This window comes from Klebsiella oxytoca NBRC 105695 (assembly GCF_001598695.1).
GTDB lineage: Bacteria > Pseudomonadota > Gammaproteobacteria > Enterobacterales > Enterobacteriaceae > Klebsiella > Klebsiella oxytoca.
In genome coordinates this window covers 380,020-401,845 of the sequence record NZ_BCZK01000002.1, presented here as the reverse complement: position 1 = coordinate 401,845, position 21,826 = coordinate 380,020, and the positions used below count along the sequence as shown (strand labels likewise).

19 protein-coding genes are annotated in these 21,826 nt (G+C 49.3%); 8 read left to right on the top strand and 11 right to left on the bottom strand.

Annotation, left to right across the window (positions count from 1 at the left end; translation table 11 throughout):
- Positions 1-80: 80 nt before the first annotated feature.
- Together cadB and cadC are read right to left on the bottom strand one after the other, a co-directional pair.
- Entirely contained in the window at positions 81-1,418 is a 1,338-nt protein-coding gene (gene cadB, locus KO1_RS05485; RefSeq protein ID WP_004099844.1) for a cadaverine/lysine antiporter, read from the bottom strand.
- A 364-nt stretch (positions 1,419-1,782) separates the two neighbouring features.
- Entirely contained in the window at positions 1,783-3,315 is a 1,533-nt protein-coding gene (gene cadC, locus KO1_RS05480; protein WP_016808755.1) for a lysine decarboxylation/transport transcriptional activator CadC, read from the bottom strand.
- Between the two features lie 355 nt (positions 3,316-3,670).
- Between cadC and KO1_RS05475 the strand changes: the two genes are divergently transcribed.
- Positions 3,671-4,537: a GNAT family N-acetyltransferase gene (locus tag KO1_RS05475; protein ID WP_024273865.1), complete on the top strand. Its 867-nt coding sequence runs from the start codon at positions 3,671-3,673 to the stop codon at positions 4,535-4,537.
- 26 nt (positions 4,538-4,563) lie between these two features.
- Here KO1_RS05475 and KO1_RS05470 read toward each other — a convergent pair whose 3' ends face one another.
- Complete coding sequence (locus tag KO1_RS05470; protein ID WP_004099840.1) at positions 4,564-5,439, bottom strand: LysR substrate-binding domain-containing protein; 876 nt, start codon at positions 5,437-5,439, stop codon at positions 4,564-4,566.
- Between the two features lie 137 nt (positions 5,440-5,576).
- Here KO1_RS05470 and KO1_RS05465 point away from each other — a divergent pair, with 137 nt between their 5' ends.
- The 3 genes from KO1_RS05465 to KO1_RS05455 all read left to right on the top strand — a co-directional run bounded on the left by KO1_RS05465 (position 5,577) and on the right by KO1_RS05455 (position 9,118).
- The gene (locus KO1_RS05465) at positions 5,577-6,119 is read left to right on the top strand and encodes a hypothetical protein (RefSeq protein WP_004099838.1); all 543 of its coding nucleotides are present in this window, start codon (positions 5,577-5,579) and stop codon (positions 6,117-6,119) included.
- A 9-nt stretch (positions 6,120-6,128) separates the two neighbouring features.
- On the top strand, positions 6,129-6,956 hold the full coding sequence (locus tag KO1_RS05460) for an MBL fold metallo-hydrolase (protein ID WP_024273864.1): 828 nt from the start codon (positions 6,129-6,131) through the stop codon (positions 6,954-6,956).
- A gap of 185 nt (positions 6,957-7,141) precedes the next feature.
- Positions 7,142-9,118, top strand: coding sequence for a glycosyl hydrolase family 28 protein (locus KO1_RS05455; RefSeq protein WP_024273863.1), 1,977 nt, complete (start codon positions 7,142-7,144; stop codon positions 9,116-9,118).
- Between the two features lie 66 nt (positions 9,119-9,184).
- Here the strand turns inward: KO1_RS05455 and KO1_RS05450 are convergent, their stop codons facing one another.
- Both KO1_RS05450 and KO1_RS05445 read right to left on the bottom strand, forming a co-directional pair.
- Positions 9,185-9,676, bottom strand: coding sequence for a hypothetical protein (locus KO1_RS05450; RefSeq protein WP_024273862.1), 492 nt, complete (start codon positions 9,674-9,676; stop codon positions 9,185-9,187).
- Entirely contained in the window at positions 9,669-10,442 is a 774-nt protein-coding gene (locus tag KO1_RS05445) for a winged helix-turn-helix domain-containing protein (protein ID WP_004099833.1), read from the bottom strand. The genes KO1_RS05450 and KO1_RS05445 overlap by 8 nt, the downstream gene beginning before the upstream one ends.
- A 639-nt stretch (positions 10,443-11,081) precedes the next feature.
- Here KO1_RS05445 and KO1_RS26890 point away from each other — a divergent pair.
- Positions 11,082-11,402, top strand: coding sequence for a hypothetical protein (locus KO1_RS26890; RefSeq protein WP_004099830.1), 321 nt, complete (start codon positions 11,082-11,084; stop codon positions 11,400-11,402).
- Between the two features lie 363 nt (positions 11,403-11,765).
- Here KO1_RS26890 and KO1_RS05440 read toward each other — a convergent pair whose 3' ends face one another.
- The 3 genes from KO1_RS05440 to KO1_RS05430 are packed head-to-tail and all read right to left on the bottom strand — an operon-like array spanning position 11,766 to position 14,583.
- A complete protein-coding gene (locus tag KO1_RS05440; protein ID WP_004099822.1) occupies positions 11,766-12,479 on the bottom strand; it encodes an MgtC/SapB family protein in 714 nt (237 codons plus the stop codon).
- 31 nt (positions 12,480-12,510) lie between these two features.
- A complete protein-coding gene (locus tag KO1_RS05435) occupies positions 12,511-13,746 on the bottom strand; it encodes an MFS transporter (protein ID WP_004099821.1) in 1,236 nt (411 codons plus the stop codon).
- Positions 13,747-13,758: 12 nt separating this feature from the next.
- Positions 13,759-14,583, bottom strand: a complete 825-nt coding sequence (locus KO1_RS05430; protein WP_004099819.1) for an MBL fold metallo-hydrolase — start codon at positions 14,581-14,583, stop codon at positions 13,759-13,761.
- Between the two features lie 333 nt (positions 14,584-14,916).
- Between KO1_RS05430 and KO1_RS05425 the strand changes: the two genes are divergently transcribed.
- Both KO1_RS05425 and KO1_RS05420 read left to right on the top strand, forming a co-directional pair.
- A complete protein-coding gene (locus KO1_RS05425) occupies positions 14,917-17,091 on the top strand; it encodes an extracellular solute-binding protein (protein ID WP_024273861.1) in 2,175 nt (724 codons plus the stop codon).
- 282 nt (positions 17,092-17,373) lie between these two features.
- Entirely contained in the window at positions 17,374-18,060 is a 687-nt protein-coding gene (locus KO1_RS05420) for a Crp/Fnr family transcriptional regulator (RefSeq protein ID WP_004099815.1), read from the top strand.
- A 32-nt stretch (positions 18,061-18,092) separates the two neighbouring features.
- Here the strand turns inward: KO1_RS05420 and KO1_RS05415 are convergent, their stop codons facing one another.
- The 3 genes from KO1_RS05415 to deoD form a co-directional block, all read right to left on the bottom strand.
- On the bottom strand, positions 18,093-18,914 hold the full coding sequence (locus KO1_RS05415) for a nucleoside-specific channel-forming Tsx family protein (protein ID WP_004099814.1): 822 nt from the start codon (positions 18,912-18,914) through the stop codon (positions 18,093-18,095).
- An 84-nt stretch (positions 18,915-18,998) separates the two neighbouring features.
- The gene (gene tsgA / locus KO1_RS05410) at positions 18,999-20,162 is read right to left on the bottom strand and encodes an MFS transporter TsgA (protein ID WP_004099812.1); all 1,164 of its coding nucleotides are present in this window, start codon (positions 20,160-20,162) and stop codon (positions 18,999-19,001) included.
- A 35-nt stretch (positions 20,163-20,197) separates the two neighbouring features.
- Positions 20,198-20,905, bottom strand: coding sequence for a purine-nucleoside phosphorylase (deoD, locus tag KO1_RS05405; RefSeq protein WP_016808742.1), 708 nt, complete (start codon positions 20,903-20,905; stop codon positions 20,198-20,200).
- Between the two features lie 548 nt (positions 20,906-21,453).
- Between deoD and KO1_RS28830 the strand changes: the two genes are divergently transcribed.
- Positions 21,454-21,585 carry a hypothetical protein gene (locus KO1_RS28830; RefSeq protein ID WP_257020572.1) on the top strand — a complete coding sequence of 44 codons (132 nt, stop codon included), beginning with the start codon at positions 21,454-21,456 and terminating at the stop codon, positions 21,583-21,585.
- Positions 21,586-21,826 lie beyond the last annotated feature (241 nt).

Genomic DNA, 21,826 nt, shown 5'->3' with positions numbered 1-21,826 from the left:
GTCAAATCTCCAGATAAAGAAAGCCCCTCCCGCCACGTCGTGACAGGTGATGGAAGGAGCCTCAGGAATAGGGTTGCTGATTAATGCGCGCTGGCGGTGTTGCTATCTGCTGAGTTGTCGTTGTTCTGGCGCTGGTGCATTTTGCGACCGTAGAACATCAGGATAATCAGGCTGACGATAAAGGTACCGGCCAGTTCGAAGGAGCTTGCCCCCATCAGGGCGATGAAGCAGAACGCGCAGCCGAGTACGGAGCAAATCAGGCTGACGAAGTTGCGTACATTGATGCCTTCGAAGCGAATCAGGTCAACGCAGGAGTAGAAGTAAGGCAGCATAGTCAGCAGTACCGCGATACCGGTCAACTCGCCGAACAGGTCAGAAGCTTTGCCGCCGGTAGAGTTCATCAGGGTAATCAGTACCATCAGCGCGGTCATTTTCACCGCGGCCAGCAGCAGGCCTTTTTTCGGGATCCCGTTGCTGTCGACTTCGCCATACACTTTCGGGAAGTTACCGTCATTGGCGGCACGTACGCCGGCCTGACCCACCAGCATCATCCACGAACCGAGCGAAGTCAGGCACGCAAAGGCGGTGAAGGCGGAAACCATCGGCGCAGCCCAGCCGCCGAGAATAGTGGAGGCGCTCACTGCAAACGGCGCACCGGATGCGGCCATCTGAGAAGCAGGATACATACCCGCAATAACCTGAGTCGCTGCGATGTAGACGATACCGGCCATCGCAGTGCCCAGCATGGTAGCCAGCGGCACGGTGCGTTTCGGGTTTTTCACCATTCCGGTACTGACGGCGGCGGATTCCACCCCGACAAAGGCCCACAGGCAGAGCAGAATACTTTTGATTACCGCATGACTGTCAGTAGTGCTGGAGGTGTTCCAGTTTGCCTGATAGGTTGCGGCATCAAACCAGTGCCAGCCGACCACGGCGGTCATAACTACCGGAATAAGTACCAGCACCAGGCCAATGGTTGTCAAGCGGCTAACCCAGGTCCCGCCGAGCATATTCACGAAGGTGAATATCCATACGATGGCAATACAGGCAATACCTGCCGGCACCGGGTTATTTAAAATTGGGAAGAACGTTGATAAATAAGAGACGGCGGTAATGCCGATTGCCAGATTACCGATCCAGTTGGCGTGATAATAAAGCACACCGGTCTGGAAACCGAACGCCGGAGATATTTCACCGGCGTAGGCAATAGGGCCGCCCTGCTGCGGGTTCTTGGTCGCCAGTCGGGCATAAACATAAGCCAGAGACATCGCGCCAATAATAGAAATCACCCAACCCCAGATGGCAATACCACCGATGCTAGCGAGGTTTGCAGGTAATAATGCGATACCGCTCCCCATCATATTACCGGCGACGACGCCGGTACAGGCAAATAGCCCGATCTTCTTGGCAGAACTCATGTTTGCTTTTCTCCTAAGTTTATTTGGGAGGTACAGATCATGATGATGAACCTTTTATTGACCCGACCAACTGCCAACAAGATTACGGATTAGTACGAGATAAGTCCTAAAGATAAAGTGAAATAACTGCAAACATCAGACAAATGATATTTTGACCTTTTTCGCGCAACATATCAGGATGACATGTTGATATCAGGAAAAGATAAATGAAGTTATTTTTCAATAAGTTGTGAACTCTAAATTGTGTTGAAAAGGTGTTACATGCGGGACCGGACTGGTTATAAGATATAACAATCTGGCGGCTCATGAGAAACATAATTTTAACCTCATCACGGCCAAAACCATGGCCGTGATGAGGGTTTACTTATTCTGAAGCGAGGAAATTATCGAGATACGGTACCACTCGGGTTACGGAGGTCTGGAATACCGCGTTTTCAATCCAGTAAAACGTATTTTCTCCCGGCCGTAAATTAAACGCCGTCAGATAGGCATCGGCAGCTTCCCGGTTCTGTCCTTTCATTTCGTACACTTTGCCCAGCAGCACATAGTTCATCCACGACATTTCCAGATCAATCCCGGAATTAATCGCGCTGTAGGCTTCATCGACTTTGCCTTTACCCAGCATGTCTACCGTTTTAATTTGATAAAATATTGCCATATCTTTAATCCCCGGCATATTACCCACCCGGGTTATTTCGCTGTAAAGATCGGCCAGTTGTTTATCATCTAACGGCTGTTGGGAATGGCGTAATACGTCCACCAGCGCCTTTTCCGCCCAGGCGTAGGTAAAGTCCGGCGACTGCTTATTCACATCGGCAAGCAGGCTACTGGCTTTGCCCAGCGAATCGACGTCTCCGTTCATTAATAACTGATGTGCCTGATAGAAATGCGTGAGCGCGATACTTTGCGACGGCTGATACTGCTTAAGCATCTCCTGCATTCGCGCCGGCCATGGCTGCTTAAGCGCGTCCGACAGGCTACTCAGCAGGTCGTTTTGAATCGACAGCTGGTTGTCGCTGGTCACGAAGTAGCGCTTGTCCATCATCGTCGATCCGTCGGCATTATCCACCACTTTGACCGACATAAAGCACTGCTGCGCGCGATAGTGCCGCTGGTTGACGAACTCAATGGTCAGGGTTTTTCCGGAACTGCTCGGCTCATTGATGTTGTAGTTGGTTTTATCATGCACCATAAAGGTGGAGAACGTGTTCAGCGAGGTGGTAATCAGGCTCCCCAGGCCGATGGCATAGGAGTGCTGCGATGACCAGTTGTTACAGGTATTGCCGCTGAGCAGGTGGATATCAACATCCCGCGGGTTGAGCAGTATGCGGGTTTTTGTGACCGGCGGGCGCGACTCCAGGGTGGATAATGCCACCAGCGCCACGCAGCTTGCGAGCGCCAGCAAAAACAGGCCCCAGACGATAAAGGTACTCAGCCGCTTACGTTTTTCCGGCTTCGCCACCGGCGCCATCTCTGGCGCAGCCGCCTCAGGCTGCGGGGAAACCGATGGCGCGTCCACGGCGACCGTCGGCGTTTCTGCAGGAATAACCGGCGTCAGTTCCTCCCCCTCTTCCGTACACCAAATCACCGGCACCGTTAGCTTATAGCCGCGTTTAGGAACGGTAGCGATATATTCCATGCTGCTATCGTCGCCATCTTTCAGCGACTTACGTAGCTCAGAAACGCTTTGCGTGACGACGTGACTGGTCACAACGTTGCGGGTCCAGACGTTGTCGATAAGCTCATCCCGACTCAGTACTTCATCAGGATGGCGGGCAAAGAAAACCAGAAGATCGATTAAGCGCGGTTCGAGAGTTAGCTGACGCCCCTTGCGGCTAATTTGGTTAACAGAGGGAGTAACCAGCCATTCTCCAACGCGAACAACAGGTTGTTGCATAAAAAAGAGCCCCAGGACGAAAAGGGAAAGGCGGGATGATAACACATTTCCCCTACCTATTAATGATAGGGGTCATGACCATGAACGCAATATATTCTTCTCCGTTTTCGAAGCGTGACAAACTTTCATTTGCTAAAGACTTTTCTTTGATTCACCGCGATGTTCCTTGAGGAGACGAAAGTCTGCCCTTTTTGACCTTATTTTCGCCGAATGTGTGACCTGAGCAAAGCTTAGGCACGACAATCGTCGCCCAACCGTGGGGATATGCTATTTTTAGGTCGCCCGGCACAGATCGGACCGCCGAACAGATGGCCGAAAAACAGCGCCTCACCCGCAGCGTAAAGGAATGTCGACGATGAACTACAAATTAGATAAGCAAATTGTGCACAATGACGTTTTAAGAAATAGCTTCATTGATCTTGCGATTAAAACCTTCGATCTCTCCTTTAAAGAGTGGTACCGCAAAGGATACTGGACCGACGCCTATATTCCCTACGCCCTCGTCAGCAACAATAAAGTGATTGCTAACGCCTCCGCCAATATTATCGATCTGGTCTGGCAGGATGAACCCCGCCGCTATATTCAAATCGGTACCGTGATGACCGATGTCGATCATCGTAATAAGGGCCTCGCCGGTCAGCTCGTGAATGCCATTCTGGCGGACTGGCAGGATAAAGCCGATGCTTTCTTTCTGTTCGCTAACCCAAACACCGTTGATTTTTATCCAAAATTCGGCTTCGAGCGCACCGAGGAGCATCAGGCTATCCTGCCGGTAATGCCGGCGGCGGGCGACTTCCGCAAGCTCGATATGGATCGGCCGGAGGATGTCGCGCTATTACAGCGGTATTATGAAAAATCGAATCCCTTTTCGCAGCTGCGCGTACAGAATAACTTCGGTTTATTGATGTTTTACTGTTCCGCGTTTATGAAGCACTTCGTCTTTTATTCCGAGAAAAATCAGGCTATCGCCATCGCGATGCAAAACGGACCGGCGCTGATCTGTTTTGATATTTTTTGCGACAACGGCCGTTCTTTGTCGGCCATTATTAATGAGCTCGCCGATGAAAATACCTATCAGGCCGTGCTGGGCTTTACTCCCAAAGAGAACCGGGTTGGTGAGTATGAAAAAATTGAAGGCGAAGATCTTCTGTTTATCTACGGACAAAAACAAAATATCTTCAAAGCGCATAAGCTGATGTTCCCGCTTTTATCCCACGCCTGACCGAGACCAGGGCCCGCGTTCGGGCCTTATTGCGCCAGTAGCCACTGTTCAAACGCCTGTAGCGCCGATTCATTGATCCCGGGCTCCAGCGGTTTAACCAGACAAAAGCGCTTGCTCAGGCTGCGAGCCAAAGGCCAGGGCGCAACCAGCGTCCCGTTTTCAAGCTCTTTTTCAACGTACACGTGCGGTACCAGCGCAACGCCCTGCCCGGCCAGCGCGGCGGCTATCGCCATCTCATGCAGATCGTAGCGCACGCCCCGCGCCGGATGATCCAGCGCGATCCCACACTCTTCAGCATAGCGCGGCCAGGCGTCGGGGTTTTGCCGTCGGTGAATGCGCGGTAACAGGTTCAACTGGCTCAAGGCTTCGCCTCCCGTGAACAACGCAGAATGGCATACCGGCACCAGCCGCTCCTCAAACAGAAATTGCCGGCGCATTCCGGCCCATGCGGGATGCTCAAAGTGCACCGCCGCATCAAAACCACTGCCGGTAAGAATAAACGGCTCGGTTCTGACCGCGATGTTCAGCATGATGTCCGGGTAGCGGCGATGAAAATCCCCCAGACGGGGAATCAACCAACGGCTGGCAAAGGTCGGGGGGGAGGCGATTTCCAGGCTTCGGCTGCCGTCCGCGACGCCCATCAGATACTGAGCGTCGCGTTCCAGCCGCTCCAGCGTCTCGCGCACATGGTGCGCATAGCGCGCGCCGTTAGGATTCAGCCGCACCCGGCTTCCCGTCCGTTCAAACAGTTTGCAGTTCAGCAGCGATTCCAGGCGGGCGATTTGCCGACTTATCGCCCCTTCGGTAAGCGACAGCTCTTCCGCCGCGCGGGCAAAATTACCGTGCCTGGCGGCGGCCTCAAAGGCCTGCAGAGAGGCGCTGCTGGGGAGTTTTTTTCGCATACGGGTATCCGGTTTACGCGGTGCATTGATGACAAAAGATCATTGAAGGATGAAATAATATCGTTTCAGGCCGCTCAGTGCAGCACGTAGGATGATTAAACGTCAATATCACCCTTCAATCATGCAGAGGCTTGCCCATGCTATATATCGTTGAGTGCAGTTACGCCGATCCGGAAAGCGAAGCCAGCTGGAATACGTTTTACAGCCAGCACAAGCTGCCGGCGCTGGTTTCCGTCGGCGGTTTCCGCGCCTCGCAGCGCTTTCGCGCCCTTTCCTCCCGCAGCCCGCTGTATCTGGCGATTCATACCATTACCGATGCAGCCGTTATCGCCAGCGAAGAGTATCGGCTTAAAGGCGGCGGCAACTTTTCGCGTTGGCAGGCGCATATTTGCGACTGGCGCCGCAACCTGTATCGGTACGACGATGTATTTCCGCAGGTCTCACAGGATGAGGTTCTGTTACTCAGCCCGGCGCCGCTGGACTTCATTGACGCAGAACTGGGGTATCCGCCGACCATACTGCACGCTGCCGGGCTGGATAACAATCCGCCGCAGCGCGTGGCCTACATTCTGCCGCGCCGGGAGGCCAGGCTGCTTGCGGGACAGGAAAAATACCGCATCTACGAGACCATGGGCGCTCAGCTGCTCAGCTCTCTTGATATTCAACCTGATGCACGCTAAGAGGCCATAATGCGCAATCCCGCTTTTATCTCCCGCCAGATTGGCGACTTTCAGGTGATGGCCCTTAGCGACGGCAGTATGGCCGCCAGCCTGACGCTGCTGTCCGGTATCAATAGCGATGATGCTCTGGAAATCCAGCGCCATGCCGGCATCATTGCGCCGGATGATATCGACATTAATACCTATCTTATTCGCGGCCAGGGAAGGACGATTCTGGTCGATGCAGGTACAGGAGGCGGCACGCTTGCCGCGAGTTTGCAAGCGGCGGGGGTTGGAGCAGAAGAGATCGATACCGTACTACTGACCCACGGCCACCCGGATCACATTGGCGGCCTGTTGGATGCTCACGGCGCGCCATGCTTTCCCAACGCCCGTCTTCATCTGCATCCTCTGGAAGCGGAGTACTGGCAGGATGACGGTATGTTGAATCGGGCAAATGAGCGGGGACAGCGCAACTTCGCCCTCGCCCGCCGAACCCTGGGCGCGTGGGCCCGCCGCCTCAGCTTTCTCGATGAGAGAGAGGTCGTCCCGGGTATCCGCCCGCTTTGGCTACCCGGACACACGCCGGGCCATTGCGGGTTTCGCATCGACTCCGCTCCGCAAAGCCTGCTGATTTGGGGGGATATTGTCCATTTTCCGCATGTTCAGACCGCCCGGCCCGCCGCTGCCATCGCTTTTGATAGCGACCCCGCGCAGGCCAGAGCGACGCGGGAAGCGCTCCTCGCCCGGGCCGCAAGCGAAAACCTGCTCGTCGCCGGTATGCATCTTGGCGGCTCGGGATTTGCACATGTGCTACCGACCTCCTGCGGCTATCGTCTCGATTATGCCGCGCAGTAACAGGAAATCTGGCCAGCGAGGTTTACTTCTGGCCGCGTTTCTCTTATCCAACCCACATTTATTTAGCACCTGCTGAAAGATTGAGCTGACTCGCGTTTATTTTCCAAAGCAAATATAAAATAGCATTTCACTATAAATAAATTATTGTTTTGTTTTCCCATGAGATATGACATTAAGGAAAATATATGCGCAATACCTTCCGACCTTCATGCCCTATGCTGGCGCTGACTATCGCCCTGGCCGGACTCGCAGGCGGCTGTAATGACAGCGGCGTAAACCGCGATAACCCGGCGGAAGCGCCCGCCTCCGCGCCGCAGAACGTCATGGTTCCCGTCCTGTCTGCTGATGAAAATAGCCTGGTGCTGGTTTGGGAAAAGCCGGAATCAGAGACGCAGCAGGTGGTGGACTACGCGATTTACCGCCAGGGCGAGCGGCTGGGTCTGGCGCGCGAAAATCAAAACCATTTTTCACCGGCCAAACCCTATATTGATAACTTCTATCAGCGGATTGCCAGCGACGGCTGGCAGCAGCCAATCGATTTGCGTACCTTTACGGTCACTCACCTGCAGCCGGATACGGAATATGCCTTTACGGTGCGCGCGGTCTACGCCGATGGCCAGGAATCTCCGGACAGCGCGGTGGTTAAAGCGCAAACCCGCAAAACGCCGCACGTCATCGAAGCCAGAACCTTTGGTGCAAAGGGTGATGGCACCACGCTGAATACCCAGGCGCTGCAGCAGGCGATCGATAACTGTACGGTCTCGCACTATCCTCAGGGCTGCAAGGTGCTGATTTCCGGCGGCATATTCAAGAGCGGCGCGCTGTTCCTGCACAGCGATATGACCCTGGAGATTGCGGCTGACGCCACCCTGCTGGGTTCAGACGATCCGGCCCAGTATCCGCTGGAAAAAGGCTATTACCTCTATCCCTACAGCGATCATCCGCAGCCCCGTCGCCCGCCATCATTAATTAACGTGCTGGAAGCGGACGATAAGGGCGAGTCTCCGGCCGGGACGTTTCGCAATATTCGCCTCGTCGGTCAAGGTACGATTGACGGCAACGGCTGGACCCGGGGCGTCAAAAGCGGCGGCGAGGCCACAATTATCGATGAAATGGGCAATGAACTGCCGCAGTACCGGGCCAGTAATGCCAATAAAGTTGGCGCAGACGGTATTCTGGCAAAGCATCAGACCGAAGCGGCTATTGCGGAAGGCATCGAAAGCAATAGCGCCTATAAAAATCGCCGCTCCAGCCTGATGACTCTGCGCGGCGTGCACAACCTCTATCTTGCCGGGCTGACAATCCGCAACCCCGCGTTCCACGGGGTAATGGCGCTGGAGTCAAAAAATATCACGCTCAATGGCCTGGTTCACCAGACCTTTGACGGCAATAACGCCGACGGCGTGGAGTTCGGCAATAGCCAGAATGCGCTGGTTTTCAACAACTTCTTTGATACCGGGGATGATTGCGTCAATTTCGCCGCCGGGTTTGGTAAAGGCGCGGAAACTTTTCATCAACAGCCGCAAAGCGGGGCGTGGATCTTTAATAACTATTTCCGTAAAGGCCACGGCGCCGTGGTGACCGGTAGCCATACCGGAGCATGGATCGAAAAAGTTCGCGCCGAGGATAACGTCATGTATATGACCGATGTCGGCCTGCGCATGAAAAGCCGCCCTTACTACGGCGGTGGCGTAAGGGATGTGCTGTTCCGCCATAATGCGATGAAAGATATCGCCAAAGAGCCGTTCGTTTTTACTATCAAATACAGCGCCGACGTGAATGATACGACCCCTGCCGACGAGCCCGCTCAGTTCCGCGACGTTCAGGTGCAGGACCTCACCGTCGATGGTACTTCGGCTAAGCACAGCATCCTGATTGACGGCATGACGGTAGCCGAAATGGCAGAATCATTTGGACTGACCTATTCTCGCGATGCCTACCACCAGAATCTGCGTTTTTCCAACGTCAGTTTCCGTAACACCAAAGCGACCAGTATCTCCTTCCTGCGCGACAGCCAGTTTGATGAGGTAACGTTCGCTAATACACCGCAGGCCTGGGCGTTTTTCGCCGTCAATGACGTGACGCTCGCTGACAGCCTGCATCAGCAGAGCATCACCCGGGGAGAAAAGGACAAACTTATCCTTGAGGGGGCAATAAAGTAATGGCGTTCCCGGCGGCGTCAGTCGCCGGGTTTTATCAGCGCTTCTGCCTCGACAGAGATCTGTCGCTCAGTGATCCAAAGTAAAGACGCAGGTCATAACCGGCGTATTCAGCGTTCCCCAGACTATATAATCCCGATTTTTAGCAAAGATAAAAATGGGTGATTTCCCGGATAAGCCCATGATATCATAAAGTGGCATTACAAGATCATCAGGAACATCTCCATATTTATTAGTACCTTGTTTACCTGGCAATAATTTATACCGGCCCTCACCCACCGCCATGTAGTCAAAGTTGATGTCCTGTGACAGATAGTAAGTCTCATCGCCATCGACTATTTTTCCGGACAAGGAAACATAACCAGTGTTATTATTCATATCAAATAAAACATGACCATCAAATGTATATGAATCATTTAAGGATGATATATTATAGTATACATTGGCCTCACATGTTTTCATTTTGCTTTTCTTACTGAATAAGCACAACACATAAATAATCAGAACAATGATAGCGCAGCCTAATAAACCGCAGGAACGGTAGAGCACGTTGTTAGTCATGCTGCCTCCATTGACTTACATAAACGTTATTACAATAAATTATTTTCTTATTTACACTATCCATAGGGCAAAAAGATGAAAATATCCCCCCAGACTTACCCTGCAAAACGTTTCTTTGTGCATATATTATCAACCTGGCTGGACTGCTTTGGCAATGTTCAAGTAACCCAGGATGGTGCCTAACCAAAATATTAAGTAATTTTTCCTGCATACTTTCAGGGATCTGAACATAAGATCTTATTTGACACTTACCGATTTCTTCCAGGTTATTTGAACTCTTAGCCAGAATCGATGTTGCGGCCACTTCATACCTGGCAAAAAAAACAATAATCAAACTGGCTATCAAAGCTACCACGCCTCCGTGTTTTAGGTAACGAAATCGTTGCTGACGTAATTTTTCTGAAGGTAGTCCTTCCTGGCTTGCGTCATCATACCGTTTGACCTTGATGTCTTTCGAGAGATAAAAACCAACGCCGGGGCTTGTCAATATAATATTATCTTTTCTTATCAGGAATGATAATTTCTTTCTGAGGATACTAATATATTGGTTTAAAGATGAATTTGATGCCTCGTGTCCACGGGATTCCCAGACTTGCTCTAAGAAACTTTGTCGAGAAACGACCTTCCCATGTGACGCCATCAGTATAGCCAGAATATGGTTAGCCGTTTTGGTTAACTGGTGTTTCTCCGTTACACCGATATCAATATAAATAAGCTCACCAGACTCAGCGTTATAAAACAATTTGCTTTCAATTAAGTACTTCATATGTTATCTGCATCCTGTGAATAGCAGGGTATGCTGATAAAAGGCAAGGAGCTATTGGGCCCTACAGCATCCCGGAGAAAGTGAAGTATTGTCAACACGTTGTGCCAGCTTTTTAGAGGCTTATAGCTCATCAGTGGAGCCCTGATGTTCGCTCTTCGACACCCGCTCATCCCTGCTAACGGCGCATACATCACAAAACTACTCTTTAGCAGTAAACCAATAGTAACAACAAAAACATAATAAATGTTATCACCATTTTTTATTTAATTGGATTCTGTGTGCCGTTTCAAATTCTTTGCGCCAAATGAAACAACAACCAATACTTTTGAATGAACTAGAAATAATCTATAACAAAAAATTACATCATGCATTAATTAACCATGCCCGATACCTATTAAATTTATTTAAAAAAACTTTAAATCTCGCACAAAAATCGCTTTTAAAGTTAAAACAATGGTTATAAGAAAATGATAATTAATTTCTTACGCCTGATATGTTTATAATTATTGATTAGTAAATCTTCCATTGCAGTAATCCTTGCCTCCTTATATATTTTAAAAAGTAGTTTCCCGGCACTCAAAGCGAATAATATGTAGATTTTAATTTAATGATTAAACAATAAGTAATAAGAGGCATATCATGTACAGCTATCGTTGGGCCAAATTCCTGGTTGCTGGCGCAAAATATAATGACAGTCATTTCCTGCTGGTAGAGTTTTATATTCATCACGAACTCGATGGCGTCATTAAACCAGGCATTTGCAGAAACAGACAATGGGTATTAAGCCAATTAGTTAATGGTTCTACTTTATTTACTTTAAATCAAAACAATAATAAATGGGAAAAGAAGGATAGAATAATTCTCAACCAAGTTGCTGGTAGATATTATATTAGGACGAATCCCTCTCCTCATCCCGGCGATGATATAGGCTATCATTTTACTCAAGGCTGTATGATATAAATGAAAAACTTGTTTTATCAACTACAGGTATAATGACAATGTGGAAAATATGTTCGATTCTGGATATTATTCGCAGTAGCAATGAGAAACCATTGATAATAATTGTTAACGACAGTATGCATCTCCGACTTATCAGACCCTCTCTCTCATGTGAGCAAATCAGGAAGATAAGCATCGAACAACTTGAGGAGATCATCATCAGAGAATTGTAACGTACTGGGCTGACGCTAAATTAGCGCATTAATCATTTTAATTCCTCATTTTCACTATCATTACGCTTACCAATACACCCGATATCGGGTGTATTGGTACCGCCAACGTGAAAGAGAACCAGCGGCCACATAATTTACATTTTTATACTAATCAATGTTCAAGGGCAAGCGCGCAGACATGCTCAACATGAGACAGATCGTGGTATAAGTCAGGTAAGGTCATTTTCTGGCGAATAACCATTTTCAAATTAACCTCAATCTTTCCCTTTTTAAGGTCTCTAATCGTAATATTCTCGATAATATTTTTTTGCTGATGGATACGGCTTATCAGCTTTTCAAGGGCCCCTCGTTCATCAAGAACCACCCGTACTTTCACTTTTCCGGGGAACTGATTTTTAGTTTGCAGGAATATAATGAACGGGCTTAATTTTATCGCCAATAAGAACAAACCCGTGGCGAAAAAAGCATGAAAATAAAAACCGGCGCCGCAGGTAATTCCAACCCCGGCTGATGCCCAGACAATGGCCGCCGTCGTCAGGCCTGAAATAGCATCGTCGTGTCGATGCAGAATCACTCCCGCCCCCAGAAAACCGACGCCGCTGATAATCTGGGCCGCCAGGCGCATCGGATCGCTACGAATGTTCATCGAAATTTCAGCATAGTATTCCGCCGACTGTATTGAAACGATGGTTAACACACAGCTGGCGACAGACAAAATGACGCAGGTTTTGAATCCGACAGGTTTCCCTTTCGATTCTCTTTCCAGGCCAATGATGCCTCCCAGAATAAACGCAATGCTGATTTTGACGATGGTCAATAACGGAAACCATCCGTGATCGACGATCGTGGCGGCCAGATTATTCATATCATTACCTTAATGAAAGATCCGTTATCAATCAGGAGTTCGCTTTCTTCAATGCGAGATCCGTTTTGCGTTTTGACAGATCGTCGCGGAAGAAAATCAGGAAGAAGACGCTCACTACCGCGGCGACACCGGCTGAAACTAACCAGAATGTTTCCCATTGCGGTAACGCTTCCGGCCCTTGCTCTGTCACGGTACTGTTAAAAATCTGCCCGCAAACGGTAGAAGCAAACAGCAGCCCGACGCCGTTGGAGACGATAAACCTCAAGCTTTGCGCCTGCGCTTTGATCTCTGGCGCGGCTTTGCGGTCAACATAAATATCGCCGACGGTAAAGAAAAAGTCCCAGCAGAATCCCTGTAACATCAGGCCAATCAGCACAAACATCATGTTGGCATCCAGCGAGGCATGAGCAAACAACAGCGTGCGGATGATCCAGCAAACGGCCCCCAGCATCAGCGTGATTTTAAAGCCGGCTTTTAGTAAGAAGAACGAAAGCAGGAACATGAAAATCACTTCGCAGGCAATCCCGATCTGCATCATTGATGCGGCATTTTCGAACCCCAGCGCTTTCAAAAAGACCGGAATATAGGCGGAATATGCGGTTTTGGGGATCATTAAGACAAAGATACTCAGCATCAGCACGCTGAAGCTACGATCTTTGAAGAGTGCCAGAGCATCGAGACATAACAGATCGCGCAGCACAAAAGCGTTTCCTTTTGCTTTTGGCGGCGTATTCGGCAATGTGAAGCAATATAAGCCCAGGACGACGCCGGAAGCTGCCGCAATATACCAGGTAACGGTGTTGCCGGAATAGCCCATTTCACCAATGATAAAGCCGATTGCCATAAAGCCGAAGGTGCCAAAAACGCGGATGAATGGGAAATATTTAACCCCATTGATATGGCTGAAACTGATACTGTTAGCCAGCGCCGTTGTCGGATAAAACAGCAGACCGACCAAGAAAATCATGGTCAGCGTCATGCCGGTATTTTGCGCTTCAATAAATTGCGGAACAAACAGCAGAACGCCAGCATTGACTAAGTGCAGGATCGCCATGACCTTTTGTGACGCAAAGAAGCGATCGGCCACCATACCAATAAATAACGGTGAAATAATTGTCGCTAATCCGAGCAAGGCATAGGATGAGCCGATTATGGTCGCCATTCCATAGGTACTTAATACCAGCCCCATGGTCATATTCCAGGCGCCCTGCATAAAGTACTGTATGAACATCATAATTAACAGGCGTGGTGTTTTATTAAGGTCCATATTGCATATCCTTTATTGGTTAATGCTCAGGTTAAGCCCGTCCCAGGCGACAAGAATGTTCTCTTTATCGCATGCTGCTACTAGCTCATCGTGCAGGAGACCGCCGCTGTGTGAAATATGCGAGACGATAAGTTGACTTGTTTTCTTCAGGCAGCCCAGTTCCGCCAGTCTGTCTCTGGCAGCGAACACCGTTTCCAGACTCATATGGTTATTGGTACGATTTTCTCCATTAAAGCCGTAAGTACACTCCAGAACGGCCAGATCGATTTTTTTGCCTTCCAGCCACTGCCAGGTGAGCTCAGGAAACCAGCCAGAGTCATGACCGTAAAATATTGACTGGCCCTCTTTTTCGATAAACCAGGTATAACAAAGCTCCCATTTAGCATGGTTAGCCAGCAGCGGAGTTATCCGATAACCACGGGTTTCTACGGTGACGAAGGGCACCAGGCAATGAAAGGCAAAGCGCTCTGCGCTAAAGCCCGGCAAAACCTCTGCCGCACCGTTAATCGCACGATCGTTACCAAAGATATTCAGCGGATGGGTAATCTCAAATCCGTAACCCTCCATTCGGCTGAAAAGATCGCCGACGTTGAAATGATCGGGATGAGTATGGGTAAACAGAAGCGACCTGATTTCAGTTGCGTCCATGTCGTCGCGCAGCAGCTGCTGGCTAAATTCCGGCGCGACGTCAATCAACAGTTGATCATCAATAATCGCGGAAGAGTGTGTACGAATGTCTTTTCCCTTACGTATACGGGCTTGCTGACAATGCTCGCAGCGGCAAAACGGGTTAGGTATCCCTTCAGACGCTGCCGTTCCCAGAAAATGGATCTTCATGATTTCCTCTTATCACTAACAGGTTGCTGTTTTTATCATCAGAAATGTAATCAAACGTAATTGGAACGTGTCAATTATGATTCTGCCGTTTAACAGGAACAACGATCTTTTTTCCCAGAAGTGATCCCCTTCAAAAACTTATTGTATTTATCTTAAATTTCAACAAATTGTCATTTTTACTACATGGTTACTCGTCTCAAGCCGGAAAAGATTAATATTTTTAATGTCTATAAATCACACAAAATTATTTTGTAACGTTCAAATAACACCGGTAACGATAGTTTTCAGCGGTATGCCGTGCTAGCATCAACGCATGAGGGTAAGGATTAAAATATGCCAACAATCAAAGACATAGCAAAGATAGCCGGTGTGTCACACGGCACTGTCTCGAACGTACTTAATGGCAGAGGAAATGTCAGCGTTGAGAAGATTGAAGCGGTTCAACGAGCGGCTAAGGAAGTGGGCTATCAGTTAAATGCGCAGGCGCAATCGTTAAGAGCCAGTAAAAGCCAGGGGGTGGCGCTGCTGCTGCCAGACATTAATGCGGAGCAGTATTACCAGCTTTACCGGGGCTTACATCAGGTCTGTCAGCCATCATTAAGCGAACCGCTGGATCTTTACCTGACCAACGATCTGCCCAACCTGGAACTGGAGATTCTGCAAACGCTGGCGGCAAAATCTTACCAGACCATTGTTACCGTCAGCTGCCTGAGCAATAGCCAACCTTATTATGAAATGCTCAAGCTGCCCGCGGAACAGATCCTTTTTGCGTACCGACAACCTGCCGGAGCTGACAACTATTTCAGCCTCGATTACGTCACTGCGGGTGAACACCTTGCGAGAAGAGCGCTCGCACAGCGGCCGGGCCATATCGGTATCTTTTGCGAACCGCTTGAATATGCTCATAGCGCATGTTTTATTCAGGCGATACAGGAGACCTGCCGGACAGTCAGTCCGCAGACTAAGCTCACCGTTTTATCCTCGCAGGCGGGCGAGTCTAACACCGTAGCGTTTGATTTTTTCCGCGGCGTTCCCCCCGATATTTTCATCACTCAGGATAGTGATAAAACGCGAGCCGTGACGCAGGCAGCCTGGTTTGGTAGCGCGCAGTCCTGTCCGCCGATACTGCAGTTAAGTGATAATCTTCCGGCAGCCTTCGACGGCGTCACAAACTACCAGATGGACTATGGTCGCCTGGGTACCGCCATCGCTTCCCATATTCGCCAGCCTAAAAAACAGGTAACGCATCGAATTCTGACAAATAGCGGATTTTCATTAGATGGCCAATCCGTCCAGCCGCCTGAGACCGAGGCGACGCTGAATATGTTAATTTTGCCCAGCCCCTCAACCGATGCGCTGAAAAAACTGTTACCTCACTTTTATCGTCAGACCGGTATCAAGGTAAATCTTGCGGTTTATCCTTATGATGAAGTGTTTGAAATTCTTTCCCATCTTCATCTGCATCCCTATTACGATCTCCTGCGCATCGATATGGCCTGTTTTCCCTGGTTTGCAGAAAAAGCGTTATTGCCGCTGGAGTCGATTTCCCCTGCGCTGCCGCAGCTGCTGACTCATTTTTCTGACCAGATTCGACAGCACTTCAGCATGGTGAATGGCACCGCGTGGGCCATCCCCTTTGATGCCAGTATGCAGCTCCTGTTTTACCGACGCGATCTCTTTGAAGATGCGACGATAAAACGGATGTTCTACGAAACGACGGGAAAAGAGTTAACGCTACCCGAAAACTTTGCGCAATTTGATGAGTTAGCGGCTTTCTTCAGTCGCCAGCATCAGCCGGATAACAGACTGCGCCCGATGGGCACGGCGGTGACCTTAGGCAGCTCAGGGCTTATCGCCACGGAATATCTGCTGCGTTACTACGCGCTCGGCGGACGTCTGGTTCGCGAAGGCGAACCGGTTCAACTGGAGACTTCGCTTGCCGCTACGGCGCTTGAACAGTACCTGCAACAGCTCTCCGTCGCCGTGAATCTCTCAGGAGAATGGTGGAGTGACGCCGTTAAGCAGTTTGAGCGCGGCAACCTCGCCATGTTGATCATGTATCTCAATTTGTTCAATGACGTCGCGCATAGCCCTATCGCCCCCACTATCGGCTATGCTTCAGTCCCGGGACAGCTTCCACAGTTGGGAGGGGGATCCATTGGGATGTCCCGCTACAGCAAAAAGAAAAAACAGGTTGAGCAGTTCTTCAACTGGCTTTATTCCGATGAAATTGCGCGTCATCTGGTTCTGCTCGGAGGAAACTGCGCCTGGTCAGGGGTTTGTCACGATCAGAACGTCCTTAACCTCTATCCATGGTTTAATTTATTGAATGAAAAGGGCATGGTCGGGATAAGAGAGTCGCAGGGTACGCAGGGTAAGCCTTTCAACCTGCGCCAGGCAGAAATTATTATCGGCCAGGGCGTGACGAACGCGATAAATGGGATTATGGATGTCTCTCAGGCCGTGGAATACATTAACAGGCGAATAAAAAATGAAACCGGCGCCTGAGGCCAGGAAAGCGAGCGTGCCATTCACCGTTTTTCTTCAGGCGTGCCCCGGTGTCCTGGCAAAATGCTGTTTTAGCTGCGGCTGCGCCCGAGACGAAGCGCAACCGCATGGATAGCGTGTCAATCCACTTCCAGGATGCTCTCTCTGCAGCGCAGGCGCGACATCCAGTTATTGATATTTTTTAACACGGCGATTGAGTAGAATGCGCCATTAACGTCATGTCATCAGCCTATACTAATATCATTCAAAAGCAGGGATTCGCTTCTTTACAGATAGCAAAATATGCAGCTTAAACCACTCACCAAAGGTCGTTTTCATAGCATTTGGCAACAGGATGATGCATTTATCGAGAGAACGTTTCGCGAGCTACTCTCAGATAAGCAGCTTATTGCCGAAAATGAGCATCTTTATCATCAGGGCCAGGTTGTTGACCGCTTAATCATGGTCGAATCGGGCAGAATATCTCTGCGTTACAGCGCGGAAAACGGCCGTCGCTTCCAGCTGGGTGCAATGGAATGCGATGAGCAACTCTTTGGTGAAATGGAGTTTTTCACAGGCTATCGCTGTCAGCTGGATATCGTAGCAGAGGAACCACTTACCGTTGCGGTATGCAGCTGCGAGCGGCTCGAAGAAGCATTGAATCAACATCCTAAACTGGCGATATTTTTTGCCAGCGCCATGGCGGTAGACTACCAGGATATGCTGGAAATCTTCTTGCATCGCATGCTCTACCCCATCGTTCATAATGTTGCCTATGACCTCTACCGGCAGCACCTGAACAAACAGCCAATGGATGGATTCAGTAAGAATTATCAGGAAGCGGAAAGATTCGGCACCACCGACCGCGTTTATCGCCGCGCGGTTAAAGCGCTGATTGATGCCGGACTGGTAGTACGAACTAAACAAGGCATTGCAATTCAGGATCTTGATGGGTTGCGGAAGTTTCTCGGCAACGATATTGCTGAATGACGCGCCGGAGACGGCGCGCCATTCATATCCAATTAAAACTTCCAGGTGAGACTAAAGTAGTGCCCAAGCCCGGTTGTACGGCCTGCGCCGCCGTGGTTTTGCATCAACGCCATATTGCGGAAATATTTCAAGCCGTAACCTACGGCATAATTTTCCGTATGCCAGTAGATACCGTTATACCATTCAATCGCATTGTTACTGTAAAGCGACCGATCGCTATTTTTATTCGCCGCAAACTGATAATCGAAATACCCCTGGTAATTTAAATAGCTACCATTGGCAAACTGGTAAAAGGGGGTTGACCAGTTCGTGGAGAACATATATCCGTCCCACTTGCCTTCGTTTTCGGCGCCATAGTTTTCCCGTACATAGTGAGCATAGACGTTCATCCCTACCATCCCGAACCACGGGACTTTCACATCCGTACCAAGCCCTATATAGTGCTCAAATAATTCGCGATCGCCAATGTTATTGACCGTTGCGATATAAAACTCGTTGAATGGGCCGACGGATAAATCTTTGTTGAAAATGGCATCCAGTGAAAAACGCGGCGATATCTTAGCAAAAAAGTTATCTCCGCCATGGCGATCGTCATGTTTACTGTCAAAGATGTCAAAAATATCAACATAGCCGTAAAGATCGACAATACCCGAGCGCGCGCCAAACTCAAGTTCAAGATAGGTATCGTTGCGAATTCCGTATGGGACTTTAGCATCCACGCTCTGCATAAGATTCATTTGCATCCAGCTAAAGTCATTCTTTCTGATATTGCCGTCACGATAGTCAGCTGCTATTGCCTGAGAACAGCCAACGCTAATTATCATTGCTAATAATGTTTTTTTGGCATTAAACATATTCCATTCCTTTGATAAAACCTGAGCCTTATTACTCCTGCAATGGAGCAATTCCGCAAAGTTAAACTGAAAAGAGAGATGGTTTTATTGTACTACTTTACGTTTTAATTTAAGGGTAGCCACCAGCATGACAAAAATAATGAAATATAAAACAGGTATCGCATACATGATTTTCTGCAGTCCCATCGTTTTTTCCATTAACGCGCTGATCGCCGGGCTAAACATGGCGCCCGCGCTTCCGCTAATTAATATATAAGATACATTTTGACTGCTGGCGCGTTTAACAAAGGATACGCCATAGGCAATAAACGAGTTGTAAAGCGCTGCACATACAAAGCCATAGCTGTAAGCCAGGTAATCTAAGCCAGAAAGCGTTTCTTTAGTGACGATAATCGTCGTAATGACGCAGGCCAGTAAAATAATGCTCAACAAAAAATAGTGTATCTTCACCCGGGCGACAATACCGGTTGAAACTAATGCCCCCACCAGCGCAGCTCCCCAATATTGAGTAATGATGTTTCCAGCCTCTTCAAAGGGAATGCCAAATTTGTTTTTCACAAACAGCGGCGCCCATGTCAGGAAGGTATAAAGCGCCAGCATGCCAAGAAACAGGCCAATCCCGCCGCTGATAATTCCAGGGTTCCATTCGGATTTTACCGCGTCTGAGGGGCCCGAAGAGGGCGCTGCTTCACAGGCATTGAAGCGGGTCAGGGCCACAATCCCCAGCGTGACAAGCGCCACCATACCGACGCTCAGGTAACTGTAGCTCCATGACATGTTGTGCGTCAGGGCAAAGGTGGTGATCAGCGGGAAGATCACGCCCGCAACGTTGAAGGTGGCATCCTGGACCACCAGCATCGTGCTCTGGATACGGTCCTGCCAAACGGAAACCACGATGGTACCCGCTACGCACAGGCCAATGCCGCCGCAGAGCCCCACCAGGGTCATCGCCACCATAACAGACCACAGTTCACTGCTTACATGCATCGCCAGCGCGCAAAGGAAAACCACGGAGTAGATCATCAGCGTCATGCGTTTTACGCCGATTTTTTCAATAAGGAAAAATGCCGCTATCGTCCCTGCCAGGGCTCCTCCGTTGAGTAAAGAGAAAATAGACGCAACCGCGTTGATATCCGCATTATAATGCTCTGCAATGGGCTCAATCAGCATGCCAAACTGGCTGGCAAACCCCGCCATAATAAAGTTCGCCAGAAAGCTAATTAGGGTAAGTGAGAGTTTATTTTTCATATAAAACACCCCTACTGGTGTCAATTGAACAAGAGCTAAGCTGTAATCGCCGTATTCAGAGCCAGCTCGATCATATTATTGAAAGTTAACTGCCGCTCTTCAGCTGTGGTCTCTTCTCCGGTGAGGCAATGATCGGAGACCGTTAAAATGGCAAGAGCTTCAATTGCAAACTGATGAGCTAAGGCATAAAGACCGGCAACTTCCATATCAATCCCCAGCACTCCAAACTTCTCCAGCGCAGGGATCAGATTTTCATCCGGGTCGTAATAGAGATCGCCGCTAAAGACGTTGCCAACTTTTATATCAATGCCACTTTTTTGCGCAATCAACCATGCCTGATGCAACAGTTTAAAATCAGCGGATGTCGCCATTGAATAACCTGAACTGCGTTTCAGGTTGGTGATAGAATCTGTTCCGGCGGCAACAGCCAATATAATGTCACGCATTTTAACATGCTGCTGAGTCGCCCCCAGGCTGCCTACGCGAATGATTCTCTTAACGCCAAAGTCATTAACCAGTTCATGGGCATAAAGCGTCATTGATGGTATTCCCATTCCATGTCCCATCACCGATACAGGCTGCCCGAAATAATAACCTGTGTATCCCAGCATATTGCGAACGTTCGTCACTTCCCGATAGTCCAGCAGATAATTTTCAGCGATAAATTTAGCGCGCAAGGGATCGCCAGGCATAATAACAGTTGAAGCAAAATCGCCGGATTTGGCATTAATATGTGCAGTCATAACAGCTCCAGAATTTTATTAGTGAAGATATGCTGAAAGTGTATCCTGCGGTAAGTCAGGTACGGAGGACAAAAGTCCTGCTCAAACGATCGGCTTCTCATTTTTGAGAGTTATTCTTTTAAGCGGCACGAATATCCCGGCTTTACAAATAATAAAAAGACGCATCCGCATATTCGGAAAAGACAGCTCCTTTTGCTACATAGATCCGGGGACGTTCTGAAACGATTGTTATTCTCGATACGAAGCCCTCCTTCTACTCCCTTGAGATTTACGCCAGGGAATAATGAAGCGTGGCCCACAGCGCTATAATAACGTCCGGATTCAGAATAATAATAAGATGAAAGCCCCGGCTTTTCTGCCAGGGCTTTGTCAGCACTCTGCGTCCTTAAGGAAAAAAACCGGACTCAGTAATAGTACACGTAGGGCCTGGAGCGATGAGGAAATAAGATCCCGTCAGGATCGCCTCCTTTCATGATTCGCCGGAGCGCTACGAACTCCTTCGCCCGACGGGGTCTGGTCATAAACATACGCGTCCAGGTCGACGGGCAATGACAAGTGTTAAAGTCGGGCCAAAGCCAGGAAGCGCGATGACGATGGTGCATCATCTTTCCTTCGAACCCTGGATAGCCAACATGGCAATGTGGTTTGGGTTTACCGTTACGATCGCGGTCTCTTCGTGAATTAAAAACAGACATTAAAGGTTCCTGCTATGGATAGTTACCTCATATGTCCTCCTTATATTTTGCCTGCGCGCGCTGCTCCTGTATGCCTGGTCCGTACCAGTCACGCTTGTGCCCACACATCCAACAGGAACAACAACATGGAGTGGTATAGTGGCGCCCCTGATCTTTTGGACTGCCGTTACGCACAGCGTTGTCGTTTCGCCGTTTATGCCTCATGCGACGCATGTGATGGCGTCGT

Coding starts and splice junctions, on each gene's coding strand:
- cadB (WP_004099844.1), bottom strand. CDS start 1,418: ATGAGTTCTGCCAAGAAGATCGGGCTATTTGCCTGTACCGGCGTCGTC.
- cadC (WP_016808755.1), bottom strand. CDS start 3,315: ATGCAACAACCTGTTGTTCGCGTTGGAGAATGGCTGGTTACTCCCTCT.
- KO1_RS05475 (WP_024273865.1), top strand. CDS start 3,671: ATGAACTACAAATTAGATAAGCAAATTGTGCACAATGACGTTTTAAGA.
- KO1_RS05470 (WP_004099840.1), bottom strand. CDS start 5,439: ATGCGAAAAAAACTCCCCAGCAGCGCCTCTCTGCAGGCCTTTGAGGCC.
- KO1_RS05465 (WP_004099838.1), top strand. CDS start 5,577: ATGCTATATATCGTTGAGTGCAGTTACGCCGATCCGGAAAGCGAAGCC.
- KO1_RS05460 (WP_024273864.1), top strand. CDS start 6,129: ATGCGCAATCCCGCTTTTATCTCCCGCCAGATTGGCGACTTTCAGGTG.
- KO1_RS05455 (WP_024273863.1), top strand. CDS start 7,142: ATGCGCAATACCTTCCGACCTTCATGCCCTATGCTGGCGCTGACTATC.
- KO1_RS05450 (WP_024273862.1), bottom strand. CDS start 9,676: ATGACTAACAACGTGCTCTACCGTTCCTGCGGTTTATTAGGCTGCGCT.
- KO1_RS05445 (WP_004099833.1), bottom strand. CDS start 10,442: ATGAAGTACTTAATTGAAAGCAAATTGTTTTATAACGCTGAGTCTGGT.
- KO1_RS26890 (WP_004099830.1), top strand. CDS start 11,082: ATGTACAGCTATCGTTGGGCCAAATTCCTGGTTGCTGGCGCAAAATAT.
- KO1_RS05440 (WP_004099822.1), bottom strand. CDS start 12,479: ATGAATAATCTGGCCGCCACGATCGTCGATCACGGATGGTTTCCGTTA.
- KO1_RS05435 (WP_004099821.1), bottom strand. CDS start 13,746: ATGGACCTTAATAAAACACCACGCCTGTTAATTATGATGTTCATACAG.
- KO1_RS05430 (WP_004099819.1), bottom strand. CDS start 14,583: ATGAAGATCCATTTTCTGGGAACGGCAGCGTCTGAAGGGATACCTAAC.
- KO1_RS05425 (WP_024273861.1), top strand. CDS start 14,917: ATGCCAACAATCAAAGACATAGCAAAGATAGCCGGTGTGTCACACGGC.
- KO1_RS05420 (WP_004099815.1), top strand. CDS start 17,374: ATGCAGCTTAAACCACTCACCAAAGGTCGTTTTCATAGCATTTGGCAA.
- KO1_RS05415 (WP_004099814.1), bottom strand. CDS start 18,914: ATGTTTAATGCCAAAAAAACATTATTAGCAATGATAATTAGCGTTGGC.
- tsgA (WP_004099812.1), bottom strand. CDS start 20,162: ATGAAAAATAAACTCTCACTTACCCTAATTAGCTTTCTGGCGAACTTT.
- deoD (WP_016808742.1), bottom strand. CDS start 20,905: ATGACTGCACATATTAATGCCAAATCCGGCGATTTTGCTTCAACTGTT.
- KO1_RS28830 (WP_257020572.1), top strand. CDS start 21,454: ATGACAAGTGTTAAAGTCGGGCCAAAGCCAGGAAGCGCGATGACGATG.